At 74.8% G+C, this 18,466-nt stretch carries 9 protein-coding genes; 7 read left to right on the forward strand and 2 right to left on the reverse strand.

Annotation, left to right across the window (positions count from 1 at the left end):
* From KF837_34225 to KF837_34240, 4 genes are read left to right on the forward strand one after another with little or no spacing between them, the layout of a single operon-like run.
* Positions 1-7,497, forward strand: a complete 7,497-nt coding sequence (locus KF837_34225; GenBank protein MBX3232433.1) for a hypothetical protein — start codon at positions 1-3, stop codon at positions 7,495-7,497.
* Positions 7,494-8,048 carry a hypothetical protein gene (locus KF837_34230; protein MBX3232434.1) on the forward strand — a complete coding sequence of 185 codons (555 nt, stop codon included), beginning with the start codon at positions 7,494-7,496 and terminating at the stop codon, positions 8,046-8,048. Before KF837_34225 ends, KF837_34230 begins: the two co-directional genes overlap by 4 nt.
* Complete coding sequence (locus KF837_34235) at positions 8,045-9,907, forward strand: carboxypeptidase regulatory-like domain-containing protein (protein ID MBX3232435.1); 1,863 nt, start codon at positions 8,045-8,047, stop codon at positions 9,905-9,907. The genes KF837_34230 and KF837_34235 overlap by 4 nt, the downstream gene beginning before the upstream one ends.
* Before the next feature lie 28 nt (positions 9,908-9,935).
* Positions 9,936-10,514, forward strand: coding sequence for a tellurite resistance TerB family protein (locus KF837_34240; protein ID MBX3232436.1), 579 nt, complete (start codon positions 9,936-9,938; stop codon positions 10,512-10,514).
* Positions 10,515-10,521: 7 nt separating this feature from the next.
* Here KF837_34240 and KF837_34245 read toward each other — a convergent pair whose 3' ends face one another.
* Both KF837_34245 and KF837_34250 read right to left on the reverse strand, forming a co-directional pair.
* Entirely contained in the window at positions 10,522-11,121 is a 600-nt protein-coding gene (locus KF837_34245; GenBank protein MBX3232437.1) for a hypothetical protein, read from the reverse strand.
* 64 nt (positions 11,122-11,185) lie between these two features.
* On the reverse strand, positions 11,186-13,624 hold the full coding sequence (locus KF837_34250) for a hypothetical protein (protein ID MBX3232438.1): 2,439 nt from the start codon (positions 13,622-13,624) through the stop codon (positions 11,186-11,188).
* A gap of 88 nt (positions 13,625-13,712) precedes the next feature.
* Between KF837_34250 and KF837_34255 the strand changes: the two genes are divergently transcribed.
* The 3 genes from KF837_34255 to KF837_34265 all read left to right on the forward strand — a co-directional run.
* On the forward strand, positions 13,713-15,752 hold the full coding sequence (locus KF837_34255; GenBank protein ID MBX3232439.1) for an ATP-dependent DNA helicase: 2,040 nt from the start codon (positions 13,713-13,715) through the stop codon (positions 15,750-15,752).
* A gap of 10 nt (positions 15,753-15,762) precedes the next feature.
* Positions 15,763-17,040: a phosphopyruvate hydratase gene (gene eno / locus KF837_34260; GenBank protein MBX3232440.1), complete on the forward strand. Its 1,278-nt coding sequence runs from the start codon at positions 15,763-15,765 to the stop codon at positions 17,038-17,040.
* Positions 17,041-17,128: 88 nt separating this feature from the next.
* A partial coding sequence (locus KF837_34265) for a histone H1-like repetitive region-containing protein (protein MBX3232441.1) occupies positions 17,129-18,466 on the forward strand: 1,338 nt, incomplete at its 3' end.

Here is an 18,466-nt window from a genome sequence, read left to right on the forward strand (position 1 = left end):
GTGGCGAACGCGAACGCGAACGGATCGAACGTGAAGTCGTCGGCGCTCGCGAAGATCGTCCGCCGGATCGCGCCGAAGGAGCCGACGCGGCGGAAGGGGATCGTCGCCGACGAGGCGATGCTCCGCGCGCGCGTCGACCTCGCGCGCGCGCTCGGCGATCCGGCGGAGGAGCGCACCGCCGCGAAGCGCCTCGCGGAGCTCCTCGCGGCGCGCGGCGCCGAGCTCGAGCTCGCGGTGGAGCTCGCGTTCCGCGCGCTCTCGTCGCAGGACGATCCATCGCTGCGCTACGCGCTCACCGGCTGGCTCGAAGGCCTCGGCGAGCCGAGCCTCGCCGCCTCCGAGCTGCGCAAGCTCGCGAGCGTCGCGACCGGCGCGTCGGCCGCGGCGGTGCTCGTGCGGATCGGCGTCCTCCACGCGCGCGCGGGCGACGCGATCGGCGCGGCGGAGGCGCTCGCGGAGGCGGCGGAGAAGGACCCCGCCGACGCGCTCCCGCACGAGCTCCTCGGCGCGGTCGCGGCGTGGGCCGCGAGCGGCTCGGCGCCGGGCGGCTTCATGATGGGCGAGGGGATGCCGACCGCGCGCGTCGGCGCCGAGGCCTACGTCCACGCGGCGCGCCGGCGCGCGGCGAGCGGCGACGCGGAGGGCGAGATCGAGAACCTGCTCCGCGCGTTCGAGCTCGATCCGTCGAGCTCGCTCGCGGCGGCGGCGCTGGTGAACGCGTACAAGGAGCGCGCGCGGGCGGAGGCGGCGGACCAGGTGCTGCGCTCGCACGCGCGCGCGCTCGCGGCGAAGAAGGAGCCCGCGGGCGAGGTCCACGAGGCGCGCCGCGCGAGCGCGATGGAGGCGGGGCAGACGAGCCGCGCGCTCGCCGCCGCGCTCGACGAGCAGCTCGACGGCGTCCTGGAGGGGCCGGGCGCCGACACGTTCGACGACCTGCTCGCGAAGGTCGGCGCGTACGAGCCGCTCGCGGTCCGCCTCGAGCTCCGCGCCGAGCGCGACAAGACCGCGCGCGCGAGCGTGCGCTGGAGCGAGCTCGGCCGCCTCCTCGCCGGTCCGCTCTCGGCGCCGGAGCGCGCGGTCGAGGCCTACGCGCGCGCGGTCGCGGCCGATCCCTCGAACGCGGAGTCGATGCACGCGCTCTCGGCGCTCGCGGCGAAGACGGGCGACGCGGCGTGGCTGATCGAGGCGCTGATCCGCGGGGTGATGGGCGGCGCCGACACGCACGGCCGGCTCGCGGCCGCGCGCGAGCTCGCGGCGGTGGCGGAGGACAAGAGCGATCCGCTCCTCGCGGCGTGGGCGTACCGCGCGATGACGTCGATCGATCCCGGCGACGAGCGCGCCCGCGCCGCGGCCGCGCGCCTCGAAGGCGCGGTGCGCCGCCACGAGGAGGAGCTCGCCCTCGCGCGCCGCGCGCTCGAGACGTCGGCGGCGGAGGGGCGCGTCGCCGCCCTCCTCGAGATCGTCCGCATCGCGCGGAGCCTCCCCGACGACTCGCGCGATCTCGCGAGCGCGCTGGTGGAGCTCGCGGAGGACTCGCTCGTCCCCCGCAGCTCGCTCGACGCGCAGTGGAGCGCGCCGATCGAGGACGAGAGCATCTTCGCGGAGGCGGTGCGCGTCGCCGAGCGCGTCGGCGATCACGCCGCCATCGCGAAGGTCGCGCGCGCGCGCCTCGACGCGCGCGGACCCAACGTGAGCGTGCGCGGCGTGCTCGTCGCCGCGCTCCGGCGGAAGGGCGATCTCGGCGGCGCCTCCGACGCGTGCCGCGCGTTCGCGGAGGAGTCGGCGACGCGCTGGACGTGCTCCGTCGCGTGGATCACCGCCGCGGCCGCGGGCGAGCAGGAGACGCGCGGTCGCGCGCTCGCGGCGGTCGCGCCGACGTGCGGCCTCTCCGCCGGCGGCGCGATCGCGGCGGTGGCGGCGGAGATCCTCGCCGACCACGGCGACGCCGAAGGCGCGCGGCGCGCGGCGGAGTACGCGAGCCGATCGGAGGGGCACGAGACGCGGGCGCACGTGATGCTCGCGCGGCTCGTCGCGGTGACGGACGGGCGCCTCGCGCAGGCGACGATCGAGCGCGCGATCGAGGCGGCGGGCCCCTCCGCGCTCTGGTGCGAGCGCCTCGCGGACGTGCTCGGGCTCCTCGGCGACGCGAAGGCGGCGGTGGGCTGGGCGCGCCGCCGCGTCGCGCTCCGCCCCGGCGAGCCGGCGGCGGCGCAGGCGCTCGTCGACCGCGCGCTCTCCGCCGGCGACGCCGGCGCGCTCGCCGACGCGCTCGTGTGGCTCGCGCCGCAGCCGCAGCCGAGCCGCGACATGGCCGAGCGGATCGGCCCCGCGCTCGAGACGCTCGTGGACCTCGATCGCGAGCGCGCCGCCGCCGTGGCGCGCCGCGCGCTCGACGTGCTCGGCCCGCGCAGCGCGACGCTGCGCCGTGCGATCGAGAAGACTGGCGACGCGAAGCTCCGCGCGACCTTGATCGAGCGCTGGATCGCGGCGGGCGCGCCGCACGCCGAGCGCGGTCCGCTCCTCCGAGAGCTCGCGGCGCTCCACGCCGAGGCCGGCGACGCCGACGCCGAGGCCGACGCGCTCGCTCGCGCCGCGCGCGAGGGCGTCGACCTGCGCGCGCACGCCGCGCGCATCGACGCGCTGATGCCTACGACGCCGGACGGCGAGCTCGCGCTCCTCGAGGCGCGCGCCGCGCTCCGGGACGGGGAGGGGGACGGCGCGCAGGCGGCGGAGGCGTACCGCGATCTCGGCGCCGCGCTCTGGGACATGGCCGACGATCGCCCGCGCGCGGTCCAGGCCTGGCTCCGCGGCGCGCAGGAGGACGTCGCGTACGGCTACGCGACGCTGCGCCAGGACCTCGCCTCGTTCGCCGACGCGCAGTACGCGGTCGACTGCCTCTCCGAGCTGGTGGACCGCGAGAAGGTGCGCGTGCGCTCCGGCGTCATCGCGACCGAGGCCGCGCGCGCCGCGCTCGACGTGCGGGCGTTCGCGCGCGCGCTGGGGCTCGCGAAGACGGCCCTCGAGCGCGACCCCGGTCACGCGAACGCGCTCGAGACGGCGGAGGTCGCGTGCGCGGAGCTCGCGCGCGTCCCGGACATGTCGGCGATCTACGATCAGGTCGCGCGGCGGGCGCGCGGTCGCTTCGGCCGGCGCGCGGCGCACCATCGCGCGGCGCGGTTCTTCGAGGCGGGCGGCGTCGTCATGCTCGCGCTGAAGCACGCGGCGCAGGCGTTCATCGCGGTGCCGTCGGAGGGCTCCACGCTCCTCCTCCTCCAGCGCACGGCGAAGAAGGCGCAGCGCGAGGGCGTCGCGGTGCGCACCGTCGAGCACGTCGCCGAGCTCGCGCGCGGAGCGGGGGCGCGCGCGGCGTGGCTCCATCGCGCGGCGAGCATGACCGCGGCCGACCTCGAAGGCACGCGCCAGAAGATGGACCTCCTCCTCAAGGCGACCATCCTCGTGCCGACGCCGGGCGCGCTCGAGATGCTGGCCGAGGCCGCGCGCGCGATCGTCACGCTCGCGCCGGAGGACGACGCCGCGGTCGCGCTCCGCCTCGAGCGCGCGAGCGAGCAGCTCGCGAAGGGCCTCGAGGGGCCCGACGGCGCGCGCATCGCGATCACGTTCGTCGCGATGGCGGTCTCCCTGTTCGGGGACGCGGGGTGGGGCTGGCGCTCGCTCGAGCGCGCGATCGGCGCCGACGCCGACGTCGACGAATACGTGGACCTGCTCCCGCACGCGGCCCTGTTCGCGGGAGCGCCGGACTCGCGCGCGGCGCTCGACCGCGTGATGGGCGAGGTCGAAAAGCCGTACTCCAACGTCGGCATCGCGCTCCTCCGCCTCATCGCCGCGATCGCGAAGGAGCTCGGCGATCACGAGAAACGCGCGAAGTGCCTCGTCCGCGCGGTCGAGAAGGAGTGGGACGACGACGCGCTCGTGGTCGAGGCCGACGACGCGGTGATCGCGCACGGCGACACCGCGCTGCTCGAGCGGCTCAACAAGCGCGCGGGCAACTTCCGCCGCACGGAGGCGCTCCGCGGCGTCGCGCGGAAGGCGCTCGAGAAGGGCGACGCCGCGGAGGCGGTCCGCCGCCTCGAGCGCGCCACCGTCATCGCGGCGCCGGAGCAGAAGCCGGACGTCGCGAACGAGCTGAACGGCGCGCTGGTGAAGGCGGGCCGCAGCGAGGACGCGGTGCTGCGCGAGCTCGCGCGCCCGGACTTCACGAGCGCCGATCGCGCGCTGCGCTGGGTCGAGCTCGCCCGCGTCCGCGACGAGGGCGGCGACGCCGCCGGCGCGGCCGACGCGCTCCTCCAGGCCGCGACGGAGGAGCCCACCGCCGAGCGCTGGGCCGCGGTCGAGCAGGCCGCGGCGCGGGCGGGGCGCGATCACGTCCAGGTCGACGCGCTCCAGCACCTCGCCGTCCTCGCGCGCTCCGCGGGCGCGGTCGTGGAGCTCCGCGACGTGCTCAAGCGGCTCGCGCAGATCGAGGGCGCGCGCGGGTCCCTCAACGCGGCCGAGGCGGCGTGGCGCGAGGTGATGGACGTCGATCCCGACGACGCCGACGCCGACGCCGCGATCGAGGCGCTCCTCGTCTCGCGCGCGAGCTTCGACGACCTCGTGGAGCACCTCGCCGAGCGCGCCTCCCGCTACGCGAAGCGCGACGGCCCGGAGGACAAGGAGAAGGTCCGCGCGGTGCGCCTCCGCCGCGCGGCGATCCTCGAGCAGCGCCTCGGTCGGATCGAGGAGGCCTGCGCCGAGCTCGAGCTCGTGCTCGCCGATCAGCCCGGGAACCCGAGCGCGCTGCGGTGGCTCGCCGATCTCTACGAGCGCGCGGGGGAGCCGGCGAAGGCGCTCCCCGCGCTCGAGAAGCTGTTCGCCGCGACGACGGAGGAGCTCGAGTTCGTGAACCTCGGCGTGCGCCGCGTGCGCGCGCTCCTCGCGATCGGCGATCTGCCGAAGGCGCAGCGCGGGATCGCGGACCTCGTCGCGCGGACGCCGAACGTCCTCGCCGTCGCCGAGGCGCGGGTCGAGGTCGCGCGCGCGGCGGGCGCGCCGGTGGAGCTCGGCAACGCGCTCGCCGAGCTCGCGCGCATCTCGGTCGAGGAGCCGCGCGTCCGCAGCGAGCTGCTCGTCGAGGCGGCGCAGGCGGCCGCGCGCTCCGGCGATCGCGACGCGTCGCTCACCCGCGCCCGCGACGCCGCGCGGCTCGCGCCCGACATCGCGTCGACGCAGCTCTTCGCGCGCGGCCTCGAGTACCGCCTCCGCGGCGCGGGGACGAAGGACGACGCGCGCGCGACGATCGCGTCGCTCGGCCGCCTCATCGAGGCGACGAAGGCCGCAGAGACGTCGCCGCTCGAGCCGGAGGACCTCGCCCTCCGCGCCTTCCTCGTCGCGGAGGCAGAGGACGTCCTCGACGGCGTCGGCGCCGGCACCGCGATCTTGCGGAAGACCCTGGCCGAGGTCGGCGCGCAGCCGCTCATCGCGCTCGGGCTCGCGGAGCGCGCGGCGAAGGCGCACCGCCACGAGGAGGCATACCGGTTCTACACCGAGGCGGTCTACGGCAACCTCCTCGGCCTCCGCCGCCCCGGCCGCGTCGCGCTCGCGGCGGCGGAGAGCGCGGCGAGCGCCGGCGACGTCGCCGCGACGCAGCGCTTTCTCACCGAGGCGGCGAAGGACAACGACACGCGGCTCGACGCGCTCCGCCGCATGGCGAAGCTCGCGCTCGCGCGCAGCGACTTCGCGAAGGCGAAGCCGATGATCAAGACGCTCGCCGACTCGCTCGAGGGGAGGGAGCGCGGGGAGGTCCTCGCCGAGCTCGCGCGCGCGCTCCTCCGCTCGCAGAGCCCGGCCGATCGGCTCGAGGGCGATCGCACGATGCGCGAGGCGATCGACGCCGCGTCGCCCGAGCTCGCGAGCGCGCTCCGCACCGAGCTCGAGGCGTTCCGCGGCCGCCAGCCCTCGACCCCGCAGATGGCGGCGGTGCGCGCGGGACCGATGCCGGCGCGCACCGCGACGCCGCCCCTCGGCACGACGGAGGCGACGGCGGAGAGCCCGGCGCCTTCGCCGGTTGCGATGAATGTCCCGAATCCGCGGATTTCGCTGGAAATACCGAACATCCCGAAGCCTCCCCCGCCGATCGTCGTGTCGACGGTGGACGAGGCGGCGGTCCAGTCGATCCGCCACCCTCCGCTCGGCTCGGACCGCCCGCCGCCGCCGGAGGCGCCCGTCCTCGAGGAGACGCCGGCCCCGGTCTCGATCAGCGAGATCCCGACCACGCCGGCGGGGAAGGTCGCGAAGGCGAAGGCGCGCCTCATCAACAACCGCCGCGAGGAGGCGGAGAAGCTCCTCACCGAGGCGCTCCGCGAGGGCTCGATCGAGGCGGCCGACATGCTCGATCAGCTCCTCTCGGACGAGCCGTCGCAGCGCGCGGTCCTGATCAAGGTGCGGCGGCAGGCGGTCGAGCTCGCGCCCGGCGTCGCCGCGCGCCTCGTCGCGCTCCGCGACGCGGCGAAGGCGGACCAGAACACGAACTACGTCCGCGCGATCGACCACGTGCTCCGCGCGTTCGATCCCGGCGCCGGCCCGCTCCCGCCGCCTCCGCTCAGCGCCCAGAACGCGCAGCCCGGGATCCTCACGCTCCTCACGCGCCACTCGCACGAGCCGGGCGGCGAGGCGCTCGGCGTCGCGTGGGACGGCGCGCCGGCCATCTTCGCGAAGTCGCCCGCCGCGGCAGGCCTCAACGGCCTCGAGCGGGTCGTGCCCGGCGGCGCCACCGCGCTCTCGCGCCTCTACGAGGTCTCGCTCCGGCTCCTCGATCCGCCGCGCTTCACCCTCTTCCACAAGCGCACGATCGGCCTCGGCGCGCCGCAGCGCGGGGAGCTCCCGCTCGCGGAGGCGGGGACGCCGCTCTCGCTCTCGGTCGCGCTCACGGCGTCGCCGGCGGCGGTGCTCACCGGCGACGCGACGGAGGACACGACCGATCTCCGCTGGATCCTCGGCGCCGCGCTCGCGGCGGTGCTCCCGCAGAACGCGCTGCTCGTCGGGCTCGGCGACGCGGAGGCGCGCGCGCTCTGGACGGTCCTCGTCGGCGCGTTCGGCCCGCCGGGCGCGGTCACGATCGATCGCAAGGACGCGCAGCTCGCGGACATGCTGTGGCAGACCCTCGCCCCGCGCACGCAGCGCCGGTTGAAGGAGCTCCTCGGCGACGCGGACGCGACGCCGTTCGAGCTCGTCCTCGAGCGCGCGAAGCAGAGCGCGCGCCGCGTCGGCATGTTCCTCACCGGCGACTTCGGCCACGCCGCGCGGCGCACGCTCCTCGAGTTCCCGCAGGCGGACGCGGCCGACCTCGAGCGTCCCGGCGGCCTCGAGCGCCTCGCGCGGCAGCTGCCGGCGCTCGCGGACCTCCTCCGCCTCGCGGTCCGCCCCGAATACGCCGACGCGCGCTGGCACCTCCCGACCCAGGCCGCGCAGCGCCTCGCTTCCGGTAAGCTCCGACCGGTATGAACCTCCGCCTCGCCGCCGGCCTCGCGATCACCGCCGCGGTGGTGGGCGCTTGCGTCATCGCGGAGCCCGCGACCGACCTGCCGGTCCTGCCGCCGCAGCCGCCCCGCATCTTGCGGACGAGCGTGGTGCCGCCGGCCGACCGCATCGTCACGCGGTGGCCGGACAAGTTCATCGTCCCGGTCAGCCTCACGAACCCGCGCGCCTCGTTCTTCTACAGCTACTTCGTCGACTTCAACCCGCTCACGCGCGAAGGCTTCGTCTCGCGCGACGAGAGCACCCTCGAGATCGGCGTCACCGCGAGCGTGCCGCGCGTGCTCGAGATCACGATCCCGAACCCGGATCCGGAGCGGACGCCGCCCCGCTGTCACGTCATCGAGGTGGTGGTCGCGACGACGCTCAGCGAGTCCGATCCCCACGCCCTGCCGGCGAGCGGCGGCGACAGCGTGTCGTGGTTCTACAACCCGAGCGGCGACTTCGCGGGCTGCCCGCCGGTCGAGTCCGGGCTCCAGCCGGACGCCTCCGCGCTCCTGTCGGTGGAGGCCGGTCTGTGATCCTGCGCGCGGCGGGCGGCGCGGCGATCGCCGTCGTCCTCGGCGCGGCGTGCAGGCCGATCGAGCCCGTCCCGCTCACGAACGCCCCCGTCAACGAGTGTCCGTGCGAAGGGTTCGCCGCGGGCGCGAGCCAGGCACCGCGCTGCCGGCGAGGCCGCTGCGAGATCCCGACCACGTTGAACCGGCCCGAGTTCCCGTTCTTCATCGTCGTGAACGTCCCGACGTCGTCGTCCTACGCGCCGGGCTCGACGTTCGTGTTCTACAGCAACGAGAGCGGACAGCCGGCGTTCTTGAGCAGGATCGCCGAGACGCCGCGTCCCGGCGCGCGCTGCATCCGTCCGACGTGCCTTCGCCTCGGCGACCTGACCCTCGGGAGCGGCACCTACCGCGTGTCGGCCGCGCTCTCGCTCCGCGCGGGCTATCCGCTCGACGAGCGAGCGTCGATCCCCGTCCGCGCCGCCTACTTCCCGGTGGGGACGCCGCAGTTTCCGCTTCCCCCGTTGTCTCCGTCGGCACCGCCGCTCTCGCCGGCAGCCCTCGCCGCGACCTCCGCGCTCGTCGGCGGTCTCCCGCTCGCTCCGACGAACGCGTTCCCGACCCTAGTCGCGCCGAGCGGACAGGCCCCGTTCGCGCAGTTCAGTCAGCCGCTCGCGGCGGGGACGTACCTCCGCGTCCTCTATCCCGAGCCTCCGTTCGACGAGCTCTTCCCGCCGCAAACCGAGACGAAGGCGACGCTGTTCGGCCAGGAGTTCGTCCTCGACGAGGAGACGCTCGACCCGCCGCAGTCGCGCAGCCTCGACGTCGAGCGCGAGGAGGGGCTCGATGGCTGGCAGGTCTGGCTGCGGGACATGCCCACGCGCCGGCGGATCTCCACCGTGCGGACGCTCACCGGACGATCCGCGCGCGTGCAGGTCGACACAACCGGCGAGCGCCGGACCGACGCCGGCGGCCTCGGCAACGACGTCGAGGCGGTGCTCGCGCCGCCGGCCTCGTACCTCGCGGTCCCGCGCTACGTGACCGTTCCCTTCAGCGGCTCGTTCGGCACGCTGAGCTATCCGTCGATCCCGCCGCCGGTGCGCGTCGAGGGGGTCGTCGCCGAGCCGAACGGCGACTCGCAGCTGCTCGGCTACCCCGCGCGCGTCTCGTTCACGAGCACCGCCATCACCGTCGTCTCCGCCACGCCGAGCAGGCTCCTCTCCTACGAGACCGAGGTGAGCACCGACGACAGCGGTCGGTTCGCGACCGTGCTTCCGCCCGGCGAATACAGGGTCGTCGTCGAGCCGGCGGAGGGGACGGGCTTCGCGAAGTACCGTCAGCCGGCCATCATCGACCGCGACCTCACCGCCCTCACGCTCCAGCCTCCGCGGCGGACGCGCGTGCTCGGGCGCGTCCTCCTCACCGACGGCCGTCCCCTCGCGGAGGCCGAGATCCTGGCGACGCCGCAGAGCGGGACCACGTCGGAGCTGCCGATCCCGCGTCCAGGGCGCGGCACGACAGGACCGGAGGGGCGGTTCGAGATGCTGCTCGATCCGGGGCCCTACGTGATCACGGTCATCCCGAAGAAGGGGAGCGGCTTTCCGCGCGTCGTCGTCCGCCCGCAGATCCCGACCGAGCGGGCCGAGCTCCCCGACATCCAGGTCCCGGCGCCGTCGCCGCTGACGTTCACGCTTCGGGATCCGCGGCCCGGGATCGAGGCCGTCGTCGCGAACGCGGTGGTCCGCGTGTTCGCGGTGCCGGGCGTGACGCGCGGCACCGAGCTCGAGGACGAGACGCCCGATCCGGCGCCGGTCGAGATCGGGAGCGCGGTGTCCGACGCGAACGGGCAGGTGGAGATCCTTCTCGCACCCGGACCGCGCTGAACGTATGATTCGCCGAGGCCCAAGCGACATGCAAGAGCTCGACGATCGAATCAACCTCCTTGCCAAGGTCGCGCGCGCGAACGTCGCCGGCGCGGACGTGACGGACAAGCAGGCCTCGACCGATCGCTCGATCCTCATGCTCGCCGCCGCGTCCTACGGCGCGCGTCCCACGAGCGAGTCCACGATCCCGACCGGCTTCGATCCCTTCGCCGCCGCGCTCTTCGAGGCGATCATCGAGGGCGCGTACCTCGTCGCGACCGCGGACGGCGTGTTCGACGACGAGGAGCGGACGACGTTCGAGCGCGTCGTCGCGGCCTCGACCGGCGGCTCCGTCCCGCAGAACCACGTCGCCGACCTCGTCGCCGACCTCGCCGACCAGCTCCAGGAGGACGGCCTCGACCGCCGCGTCGAGCGCCTCGCGGAGGGGATCCAGCGCGAGGAGCAAGCCCTCGAGGTCCTCCGCATCGCCGCCCTCATCGCGCAGGTGAGCGACGACGTCAGCGACGTCGAACGCAATGTCCTCACGAAGATCGCCTCCGCCTGCAAGCTCGGCGAAGCCGCCGTCGACCGCGCCATCGACGACGTGCGAGCGTCGCTCCGAGCCTGAAGCGCGCTCAGTCGTCGAAGTCCGCGTAGCCGGCGAGCGGCTCGATCGGGTCGAGGTCTTCGTCGAAGTAGAGGGTCTGCGAGATCGTGCCTCGCGTGCAGTCCTCCGGCCAGCCCTCGTCGGACTCGTCGTTCGTCGTCTCGCACGACTCGGTCATCACCGCCGGCGCGCCGAACGAGAGCCGCAGCGCGATGCGCCTTCCGTTCAAGAGGAGCTCCTCGACGTCGCGGATCTCCGCGTCGCCCTCGAGGCTGTAGGGGCCCTCGAGGATCGTGTCCCACCAGACGCGCGCGGCGCGTTCGACCTCGCGCATGAGACGGGCCCGCAGCGGCGCAGCCTCCTCGGACGAGAGGTCGACCGCGGCCTCGTCGATCGCGAGCTCCGCGTCCTCGATGACGTGCCGCTGCTGATCCTCCGAGAGGCATCGGAACACGTCGGCGAGCTCCGTACCGCCCGCGGCCGACCGGGCGACGAGCGCGTCGAGCTCCTCGTCGCCGACGTCCGTGCACGCGTTCACGGCGGCCGTCGTCTCGGCCACCGGAGCGGGAGCCTGCCCGCAAGCGGCGGTCAGCATCAGCAGGCCCAGCGCGAACAGCCTCGCTTTCATGGTGGGGATGTATGACTTGCCCCGACAATGTAGGCAAGGCACAGCCCCGCGAATTCAGGAGACGCTACGAAGAATCCCGCGCCATCCGGAACAGGTCCGCTTCGCCGTCGCGGCCGGCGGCGCGGGCTTCGAGCTCGAGGCGCTCGAGGACGGCGTGGTGGCGGGGGAGGAGCTCGGCGCGTCGATCGGGCGGCGCGTCCTCGAGGCGCGCGGAGAGGAGCGCGAGGAGCTCCATGCTGCGGCCGAGGCGGGTGAGGCGCTCGGCGAGCTCGTCGACGACGGCGTCGTTCGTGGGATCGCCCTGGAGCGTGCGCGTGAGCGCCTCGACCTTCACCTCGTCCTCCTCCGGCGTGGACGCGCCGCGGGGGCCGGAGGCCGGCGCGCTCAGCGTCTCGCGCGTGCTCTCCGACGCGCTCTCCGTCGCGCGCGCGAGGAGGTGCTCGACGACGATCGGCGCGGGCTTGTCCTCCGTGCTCTCCGGCGGCGCGGCGAGGGTGGTGCGATCGCGGACCGGCGCGGGCTTCACGTCGCCCGGCACGGGCGGGGCGGCGAGGGTGGCGCGGTCGCGGACGTCGGGCTCGGGGAGGATCGCGATGCGGACCTCGCGCGAGTCGTGGCTCGGCACGAACGGGGCGTCGTGGCCGGACCGCGCCGCGCGGCCGAGGCGAGCGCCGATCGTGCGGTAGCGGCCGTCGAGGTCGGCGTGGTCCGGCGCGATCGCGAGCGCGACGGCGAGGTGGGCCTGCGCGAGGGCGAGCTCGCCGCGGCCCTCCTCGAACGTCGCCGCTTCGTCGAGCCACGGCAGCGCGGCGGGGTCGCGGCCCGCGCGCTCGCGGAGCCGCGCGAAGGCGAGGGAGGCGCCGGCCGCGTCGCCGAGCGCGGCGCGGTAGCGGCCCTCGAGCCCGCGCGCCTCGATCGCCTCCGCCGCTTCGTCGGCGACGAGGCGAAGGCGCGCCACCGCGGCGGAGCGATCGCCGAGGCGATCGGCGAGGACGCGGGCGAGCGCGACCTGCATCCACGCCGTGTTCGGCGGCGGGACCTCTCGCTCGCGGAGCTCGATCGCGCGCGCGAGCAGCGTCGCGCCGCGCGCGCCGCGTCCTTCCGCGGCGAGGGCGACGCCGAGCCCGGCGACGGCGTCGGGATCGTCGGGGCGATAGAGCAGCGCGCGCTCGTACAGCAGCGCGGCGTCGGCGCCGAGGCCGCGCGCGCGGTAGACGTCGGCCGCGCGGCGAAGCACGCGGTGGCGCTCCGGCGCCCCGATCGCGACCGCCTCGAGCTCCTGGAAGTCCGCGCGCGCGTCGGCGAGGCGCCCCTGCGCGAGCCGCCGCGTCGCGCGCTCCCAGCGCAGCTCGAGCAGCGCGGGCAACCGCGCGATCGCGGCGTCGAGCCACCGCAGCGCGTCGGCGGGATCGCCGGCGAGCGCCGCCGCGCGCGCGAACGCGAGCGCCGCCACCGGCGCGGCGGGATCGCGCTCGCCCTCGCGGAGGAGCGCGGCGATCGCGCCGTCGGCGTCGCCGGCCTCGACGAGGAGGTCGCCGAGGAGCTGGCCCTGGTAGGGGAGGCGATCGGCGGAGCGCAGCGTCGCGATCGCCGCCTCGGCGCGGCCGCCGGCGTGGGCGTCCAGCTCCGCGATGCGCCGCGCGATCTCGCCGTGCCGCGGCGCGCGCTCGAGCGCCGCGAGGTCGAGCTGCCGCGCCCGCGCGTGGTCGCCGGCGAAGCGCGCGTCGTCCGCCGCGCGGGTGAGGAGCGCCGCCTCGTGCGCGAGCGTCGCGGGCCGCGGGATCGCGGGCTCGGCCGGCGCGCGCGCGAACGCGACGAAGAGCACGCCGTCGCTCTCGCCCGATCCGGCGAGGACGACGTCGTCGCCGCCGGGCGCGCGCACGCCGGCGTCGGGGAGGAGCGCGCGCGCGATCCGCGCCCCGAGCCGCGGGAGCGAGAAGCGCGCTCCTTCGCGGGTCGCGTGCTCGCCGAGGAGCATCGTCATCGCGCGGAGCGCGAGGACGGTCGCGGGGGCGGGGAGGTTCGCGCCGCGCGCGCCGTGCACGACGAGGACGGGCTGCGGCGCGGCGACGAGCGCGACCTCGAACGCGAGCGCCGGCGGCGCGGCCACGGCCGCCCCGTCGAGGACCGCGATCGTCGCCCCGAACGCGCGGGGGAGGATCGAGAGCGTAGGCCGCTCCGGTCCGAGGAGGCCTCGCAGCCGCGGCTCGGCCCAGCGCGCGACCTTGCGCGCATCGAGCTCGATCGCGACGCGCTCGAGCTCGCCGCGGCGATGGCGGAACTTGGTGACGCCGCCGGTGACGTCGAACGGAAACCGCACGTTCGGCAGGCGCACGACGAGCTCGACGACGTCGACGCACGCGAGGGCGGCCGTCCGCGCGAGCTCGATCCCGAGCCCTTCGCGCCCGATCGCGAGCCGCAGCCCGAGCGCCGACCCGGCCGCCCGGTCGATCGCCGGCGCCTCGACCCGCGGCTTCGCCTTCGCCCGAGCATTCCGGCCCACGCCAGCATGGTACGCGACCCCGAATCGAACGGAAAAACTCCCCGTCCTCGGCGCGCGGCTCCGGCAGTTGCGGTAGAAAGGACGGGCGATGCCGTCGGTCGACGAGGTGCTCGGGCCCGGGTCGCCGCTCGCGCGGAGGCTCGAGGGGTACGAGACGCGGGAGGGGCAGCTCGCGATGGCGCGCGCGGTCCACGCCGCGCTCGAGCGGGACCGGCACCTCTTCGTCGAGGCCGGGACCGGGACCGGGAAGACGTTCGCGTACCTCGTGCCGGCCGTGCTGTCGGGGCGCACCGTCGTCGTGTCGACCGCGACGCACGCGCTCCAGGAGCAGATCTTCGAAAAGGACATCCCGTTCGTGCGTGCCGTCCTCGCCGAGCACGGGATCGACCTGCGCGCCGCCTTGATGAAGGGCCTATCGAACTACTTGTGCAAGCGGCGGTTTCACGAGCGGATGCGGAGCGGGGAGCCCGTGAACGCGGAGCTCGTCGCGATCGAGCGATGGGCGCTCGAGACCCAGACCGGCGACCGCGCGGAGCTCAGCGCGCTCGGTGAGGAGGCCGCCGCGTGGCGCGACGTGCACTCGGGCACCGACACCCGGATTGGTGCAGGATGCAAGTATTTCGACGAGTGCCACGTCACGCGGATGCGGCGCGCGGCGGAGACGGCGCAGGTCATCGTCGTGAACCACCACCTCTTCTTCGCCGACCTCGCGCTCAAGACGGGGAAGAACGGCGGCTACGGCGGCGCGATCCCGCCGTACGACGCGGTCGTGTTCGACGAGGCGCACCAGATCGAGGGCGTCGCGACGGACTTCTTCGGCGTGCGCATCTCCACCGCGCGTATCGATCGCCTGGTGGCGGACGCGCGGCGCGCGGTGCTGGGCGCGCGGATCCTCGACTCGTCGTCGATGCGGATCCTCGACGACGTCGAGCGCGCGGCGCACGCGTTCTTCCTCGCCTGGCGGGGGAGGGGAGACGAAGGGCGGCGCCTCCTCACCGCGAAGGAGTGGACGCCGCCGCGCCGCGAAGGGATCGGGCGCCTCGACGTCGCGGTGCAGGCGCTCGCCGCGCTCGCGGGCTCGCACGACGAGGACGACGCGATGGCGATGATCGCGCGGCGCGCGGCGGAGCTCAGGACCGATCTCGGGAAGGTGCACGCGAGCGCGGAGGCTCCCCACTGGACCGCGGACGAGGACGAGCCGCCGCCGGGCTCGCTCCCGCGGCACCCCGAGCACGCGATCCTCATGCAGAAGGCGCGCACCGGCTTCGAAGGCGGCATCACCTGGATCGACGCGCGGGAGCGGAGCGTGTCGCTCGGCGCCTCGCCGGTGGACCTGTCGCCGGTGCTGCGCGAGAAGCTGTTCGATCGCGTCGCGAGCGTCGTCTGCACGAGCGCGACGCTCGCGACCGCGACCCACGCTGGGCCGTCGTTCCACTTCGCGAAGGGCCGGCTCGGCGCGCACGCCGGGACGGAGGAGCTCGTCGTGCCCTCGCCCTTCGACTTCGCGGCGCGCGCGGCGTTCTACGTCGCGGAGGACATGCCCGAGCCCAACGCGCCCGGCTTCGAGCAGGCGTGCGCGCGGCGCGCGAAGGAGCTCGCGGACGTGACCGGCGGCGGCGCGTTCGTGCTCTGCACCTCGAACCGCGCGATGCGCGCGATCCACGGCGAGCTCGCGCGCGCCGAGCTCCACGGCCCGCTCCTCCTCCAAGGCGAGGCGCCGAAGCACACGCTGCTCGAGCGCTTCCGCGCGGCGACGAACGCGATCCTCGTCGCGACGATGAGCTTCTGGGAGGGGGTCGACGTCCCGGGGCACGCGCTCCGGCTGGTGGTGATCGACAAGATCCCGTTCGCGGTGCCGACCGAGCCGATCGTCGCCGCGCGCAGCGCGAAGATCGAGGCCGAGGGCGGCAACCCGTTCACGCAGTACACCGTCCCGGCCGCCGCGATCACGCTGAAGCAAGGCTTCGGGCGGCTCATCCGGACGCGCCAGGACGCCGGGATCGTGGCGCTTCTCGATCGCAGGGCGACGAAGCGCGGCTACGGGCGCGCGCTGCTCGAGAGCCTCCCCCCGGCGCGGCGGGTGCGAACGATGGACGAGGCGCGCGACTTCTGGCAGGCATTGGACTAAGACTCTCGCCATGAGCGAGATCACCGCAGTCATCGCGCGCGAAATCCTCGATTCGCGCGGAAACCCCACCGTCGAAGTCGAAGTCCAGACCGCGAGCGGTCGCGGCCGCGCGGCCGTGCCGAGCGGCGCGTCGACCGGCGAGCACGAGGCGATCGAGCTCCGCGACGGCGACAAGAAGCGCTTCGGCGGCAAGGGCGTGCAGAAGGCGGTCGACAACGTCACCCAGACGCTCGGCCCCTCCATCATCGGGCTCGACTCGCTCGATCAGGCCGAGGTCGACAAGGTGCTGCTCGAGGCGGACGGCACGCCGAACAAGTCGAAGCTCGGCGCGAACGCGATCCTCGGCGTGTCGATGGCGGTCGCGCGCGCGGCGGCGGACGTCGTCGGCCTCCCGCTCTGGCGCTACCTCGGCGGCGCGAACGCGCGCGTGTTGCCGACGCCGCTCATGAACGTCTTGAACGGCGGCACCCACGCCGACAACGGGCTCGAGATCCAGGAGTTCATGGTCGTGCCCGCCGGCATTGCCAACTACAACGACGCGCTCCGCGCCGGCGCCGAGGTCTTCGCCGCGCTGAAGAAGAACCTGAAGGAGAAGGGGATGGTCACCGCCGTCGGTGACGAGGGCGGCTTCGCCCCGCGCCTCGAGTCGAACGAGGCCGCGATCCAGGCGCTGATGGGCGCGATCGAGAGCGCGGGCTACAAGGCCGGCACCGACTTCTTCCTCGCGCTCGACTGCGCCGCGAGCGAGTTCTTCGACAAGGGCTCGAAGAAGTACACCTTCGACAAGAAGACGATCACGGGCGCGGAGCTCGTCGGCATCTACGAGGCGCTCGCGAGCAAGTACCCGCTCATCTCGATCGAGGACGGCTGCGCGGAGGACGACTGGGAGACCTGGAAGTCCTTGACCGACAAGCTCGGCAAGAAGGTCCAGCTCGTCGGCGACGACCTCTTCGTCACCAACGTCGAGCGGCTCAAGCGCGGCATCGAGCAGGGGATCGGGAACTCGATCCTCGTGAAGCTGAACCAGATCGGATCGCTCACCGAGACCTTCGACACGATCCGGATGGCGCACGAGGCCGGCTACCGGAGCATCATCAGCCACCGCTCCGGCGAGACGGAGGACACGTTCATCGCCGACCTCGCGGTCGCGACGAACGCGGGTCAGATCAAGACCGGCTCGCTGTCGCGCTCGGACCGGGTTGCAAAGTACAACCAGCTCCTCCGCATCGGGTTCGAGCTCGGCCGCGGCGCGGTTTACGCCGGAAAAACGCCCTTCACGCGCCACTGACCCGCGCGGCCGTGAACGGGTGGTCGACGTTTTGGCCATCCCAGAAGGGATTTGTGTACTCTGAGGACAGCGTGCCGTCGGCTGCCTCATGAAAACGATCGAGGAGCTCCTCAAGAACCTCTCGCGCCCGGAAGTATTGGAGTTCGGGCTCGTTACGAATCGCCTTCCGAGCGTGAACATCGGAGGCAAGTTCGAGCCCGTCGACGACGAGGCGCCGAGCAACGAGCGCCTCATGCAGATGCTCGTGACGATGGGCGGCGCTCGCTACGTCGACTCGCTCAGCGACAAGCCCGTGCAGTGGACGACGAAGCTCGAGGGCGTCGGCGTCATCGCCGTCGCCGCGATCCTCCGGAAGGACATCGTCCAGGCACGTTTCACCGTCGCGAAGCGGGAGGCGCCTCCCGCGCCGCGCCCCTCCTCCACCGCGACGCAGCCGCAAGGCGCGAAGCCGGCGCCGCCTCCCGCGCCGAAGCCGGCCACGCAGAGCAGCCGCAACATCCCGGCCGCCCCTCCGACGCCGTCGCCCGCGCAGGTGAAGCCCGCGTCGCCGACCGCGAGCGGCCAGCGTCCGCCGACGCCGATGACGGCGGTGAAGGCGACGGCGCAGATCCAGCCGCAGGTCATCAAGAACGTCGTCGCGCAGTCGACGACGACGCGGGCCGCGCAGCCGGTCTCGCAGTCGGGGCCGGCGGCGCCGCCCGCGCCCACGTCGTCCTCGCCCGCGGTCGCGGCCCCGCCGCCACCTCCGCCGCAGCCCGTTCCGCCGCCGCCGGACGACGAGTGGGACGACGACGACGAGCCCACGCTCCAGACCTTGTCGCCGCCGGTCGTGCCTCCGCACATGATGCCGCCGTCGATCCCGGAGCCGAAGGCCAAGCCCGCGCGCCGCCCCGACGAGACGGCCACGCAGATCGACGACTCGACGCTCAAGAACGCGGCGAAGCAGGCGCAAGAGAAGGCCGCCGCCGACAAGGCGGCGGCGGAGAAAGCCGCGGCGGAGAAGGCTGCCGCCGACAAGGCTGCGGCGGAGAAGGCTGCGGCGGAGAAGGCTGCCGCCGACAAGGCCGCGGCGGAGAAGGCTGCCGCGGAGAAAGCCGCGGCGGAGAAAGCGGCCGCGGAGAAGGCGGCGGCGGAGAAGGCCGCCGCCGAGCGTGCGGCGGCGGAGAAGGCGGCTGCCGACAAGGCCGCGGCGGAGAAGGCCGCGGCGGAGCGCGCGGCGGCGGAGAAGGCGGCCGCGGAGCGAGCGGCGGCGGAGAAGGCCGCGGAGCGCGCAGCGGCGGAGAAGGCGGCGGCGGAGCGCGCGGCAGCGGAGAAGGCCGCGGCGGAGAAGGCCGAGGCGGAGAAGGCGGCCGCGGAGCGCGCGGCGGCGGAGAAGGCCGCGGCGGAGCGCGCGGAGCAGGAGCGTCTCGCGGCGGAGGCGGCGCGG

It is taken from the genome of Labilithrix sp., assembly GCA_019637155.1.
Classification (GTDB): domain Bacteria; phylum Myxococcota_A; class Polyangia; order Polyangiales; family Polyangiaceae; genus Labilithrix.

Excerpts from the sequence above, each read along its gene's own strand:
- KF837_34230 (MBX3232434.1), top strand. The coding sequence starts at position 7,494 with ATGAACCTCCGCCTCGCCGCCGGCCTCGCGATCACCGCCGCGGTGGTG.
- KF837_34240 (MBX3232436.1), top strand. The coding sequence starts at position 9,936 with ATGCAAGAGCTCGACGATCGAATCAACCTCCTTGCCAAGGTCGCGCGC.
- KF837_34245 (MBX3232437.1), bottom strand. The coding sequence starts at position 11,121 with ATGAAAGCGAGGCTGTTCGCGCTGGGCCTGCTGATGCTGACCGCCGCT.
- KF837_34255 (MBX3232439.1), top strand. The coding sequence starts at position 13,713 with ATGCCGTCGGTCGACGAGGTGCTCGGGCCCGGGTCGCCGCTCGCGCGG.
- eno (MBX3232440.1), top strand. The coding sequence starts at position 15,763 with ATGAGCGAGATCACCGCAGTCATCGCGCGCGAAATCCTCGATTCGCGC.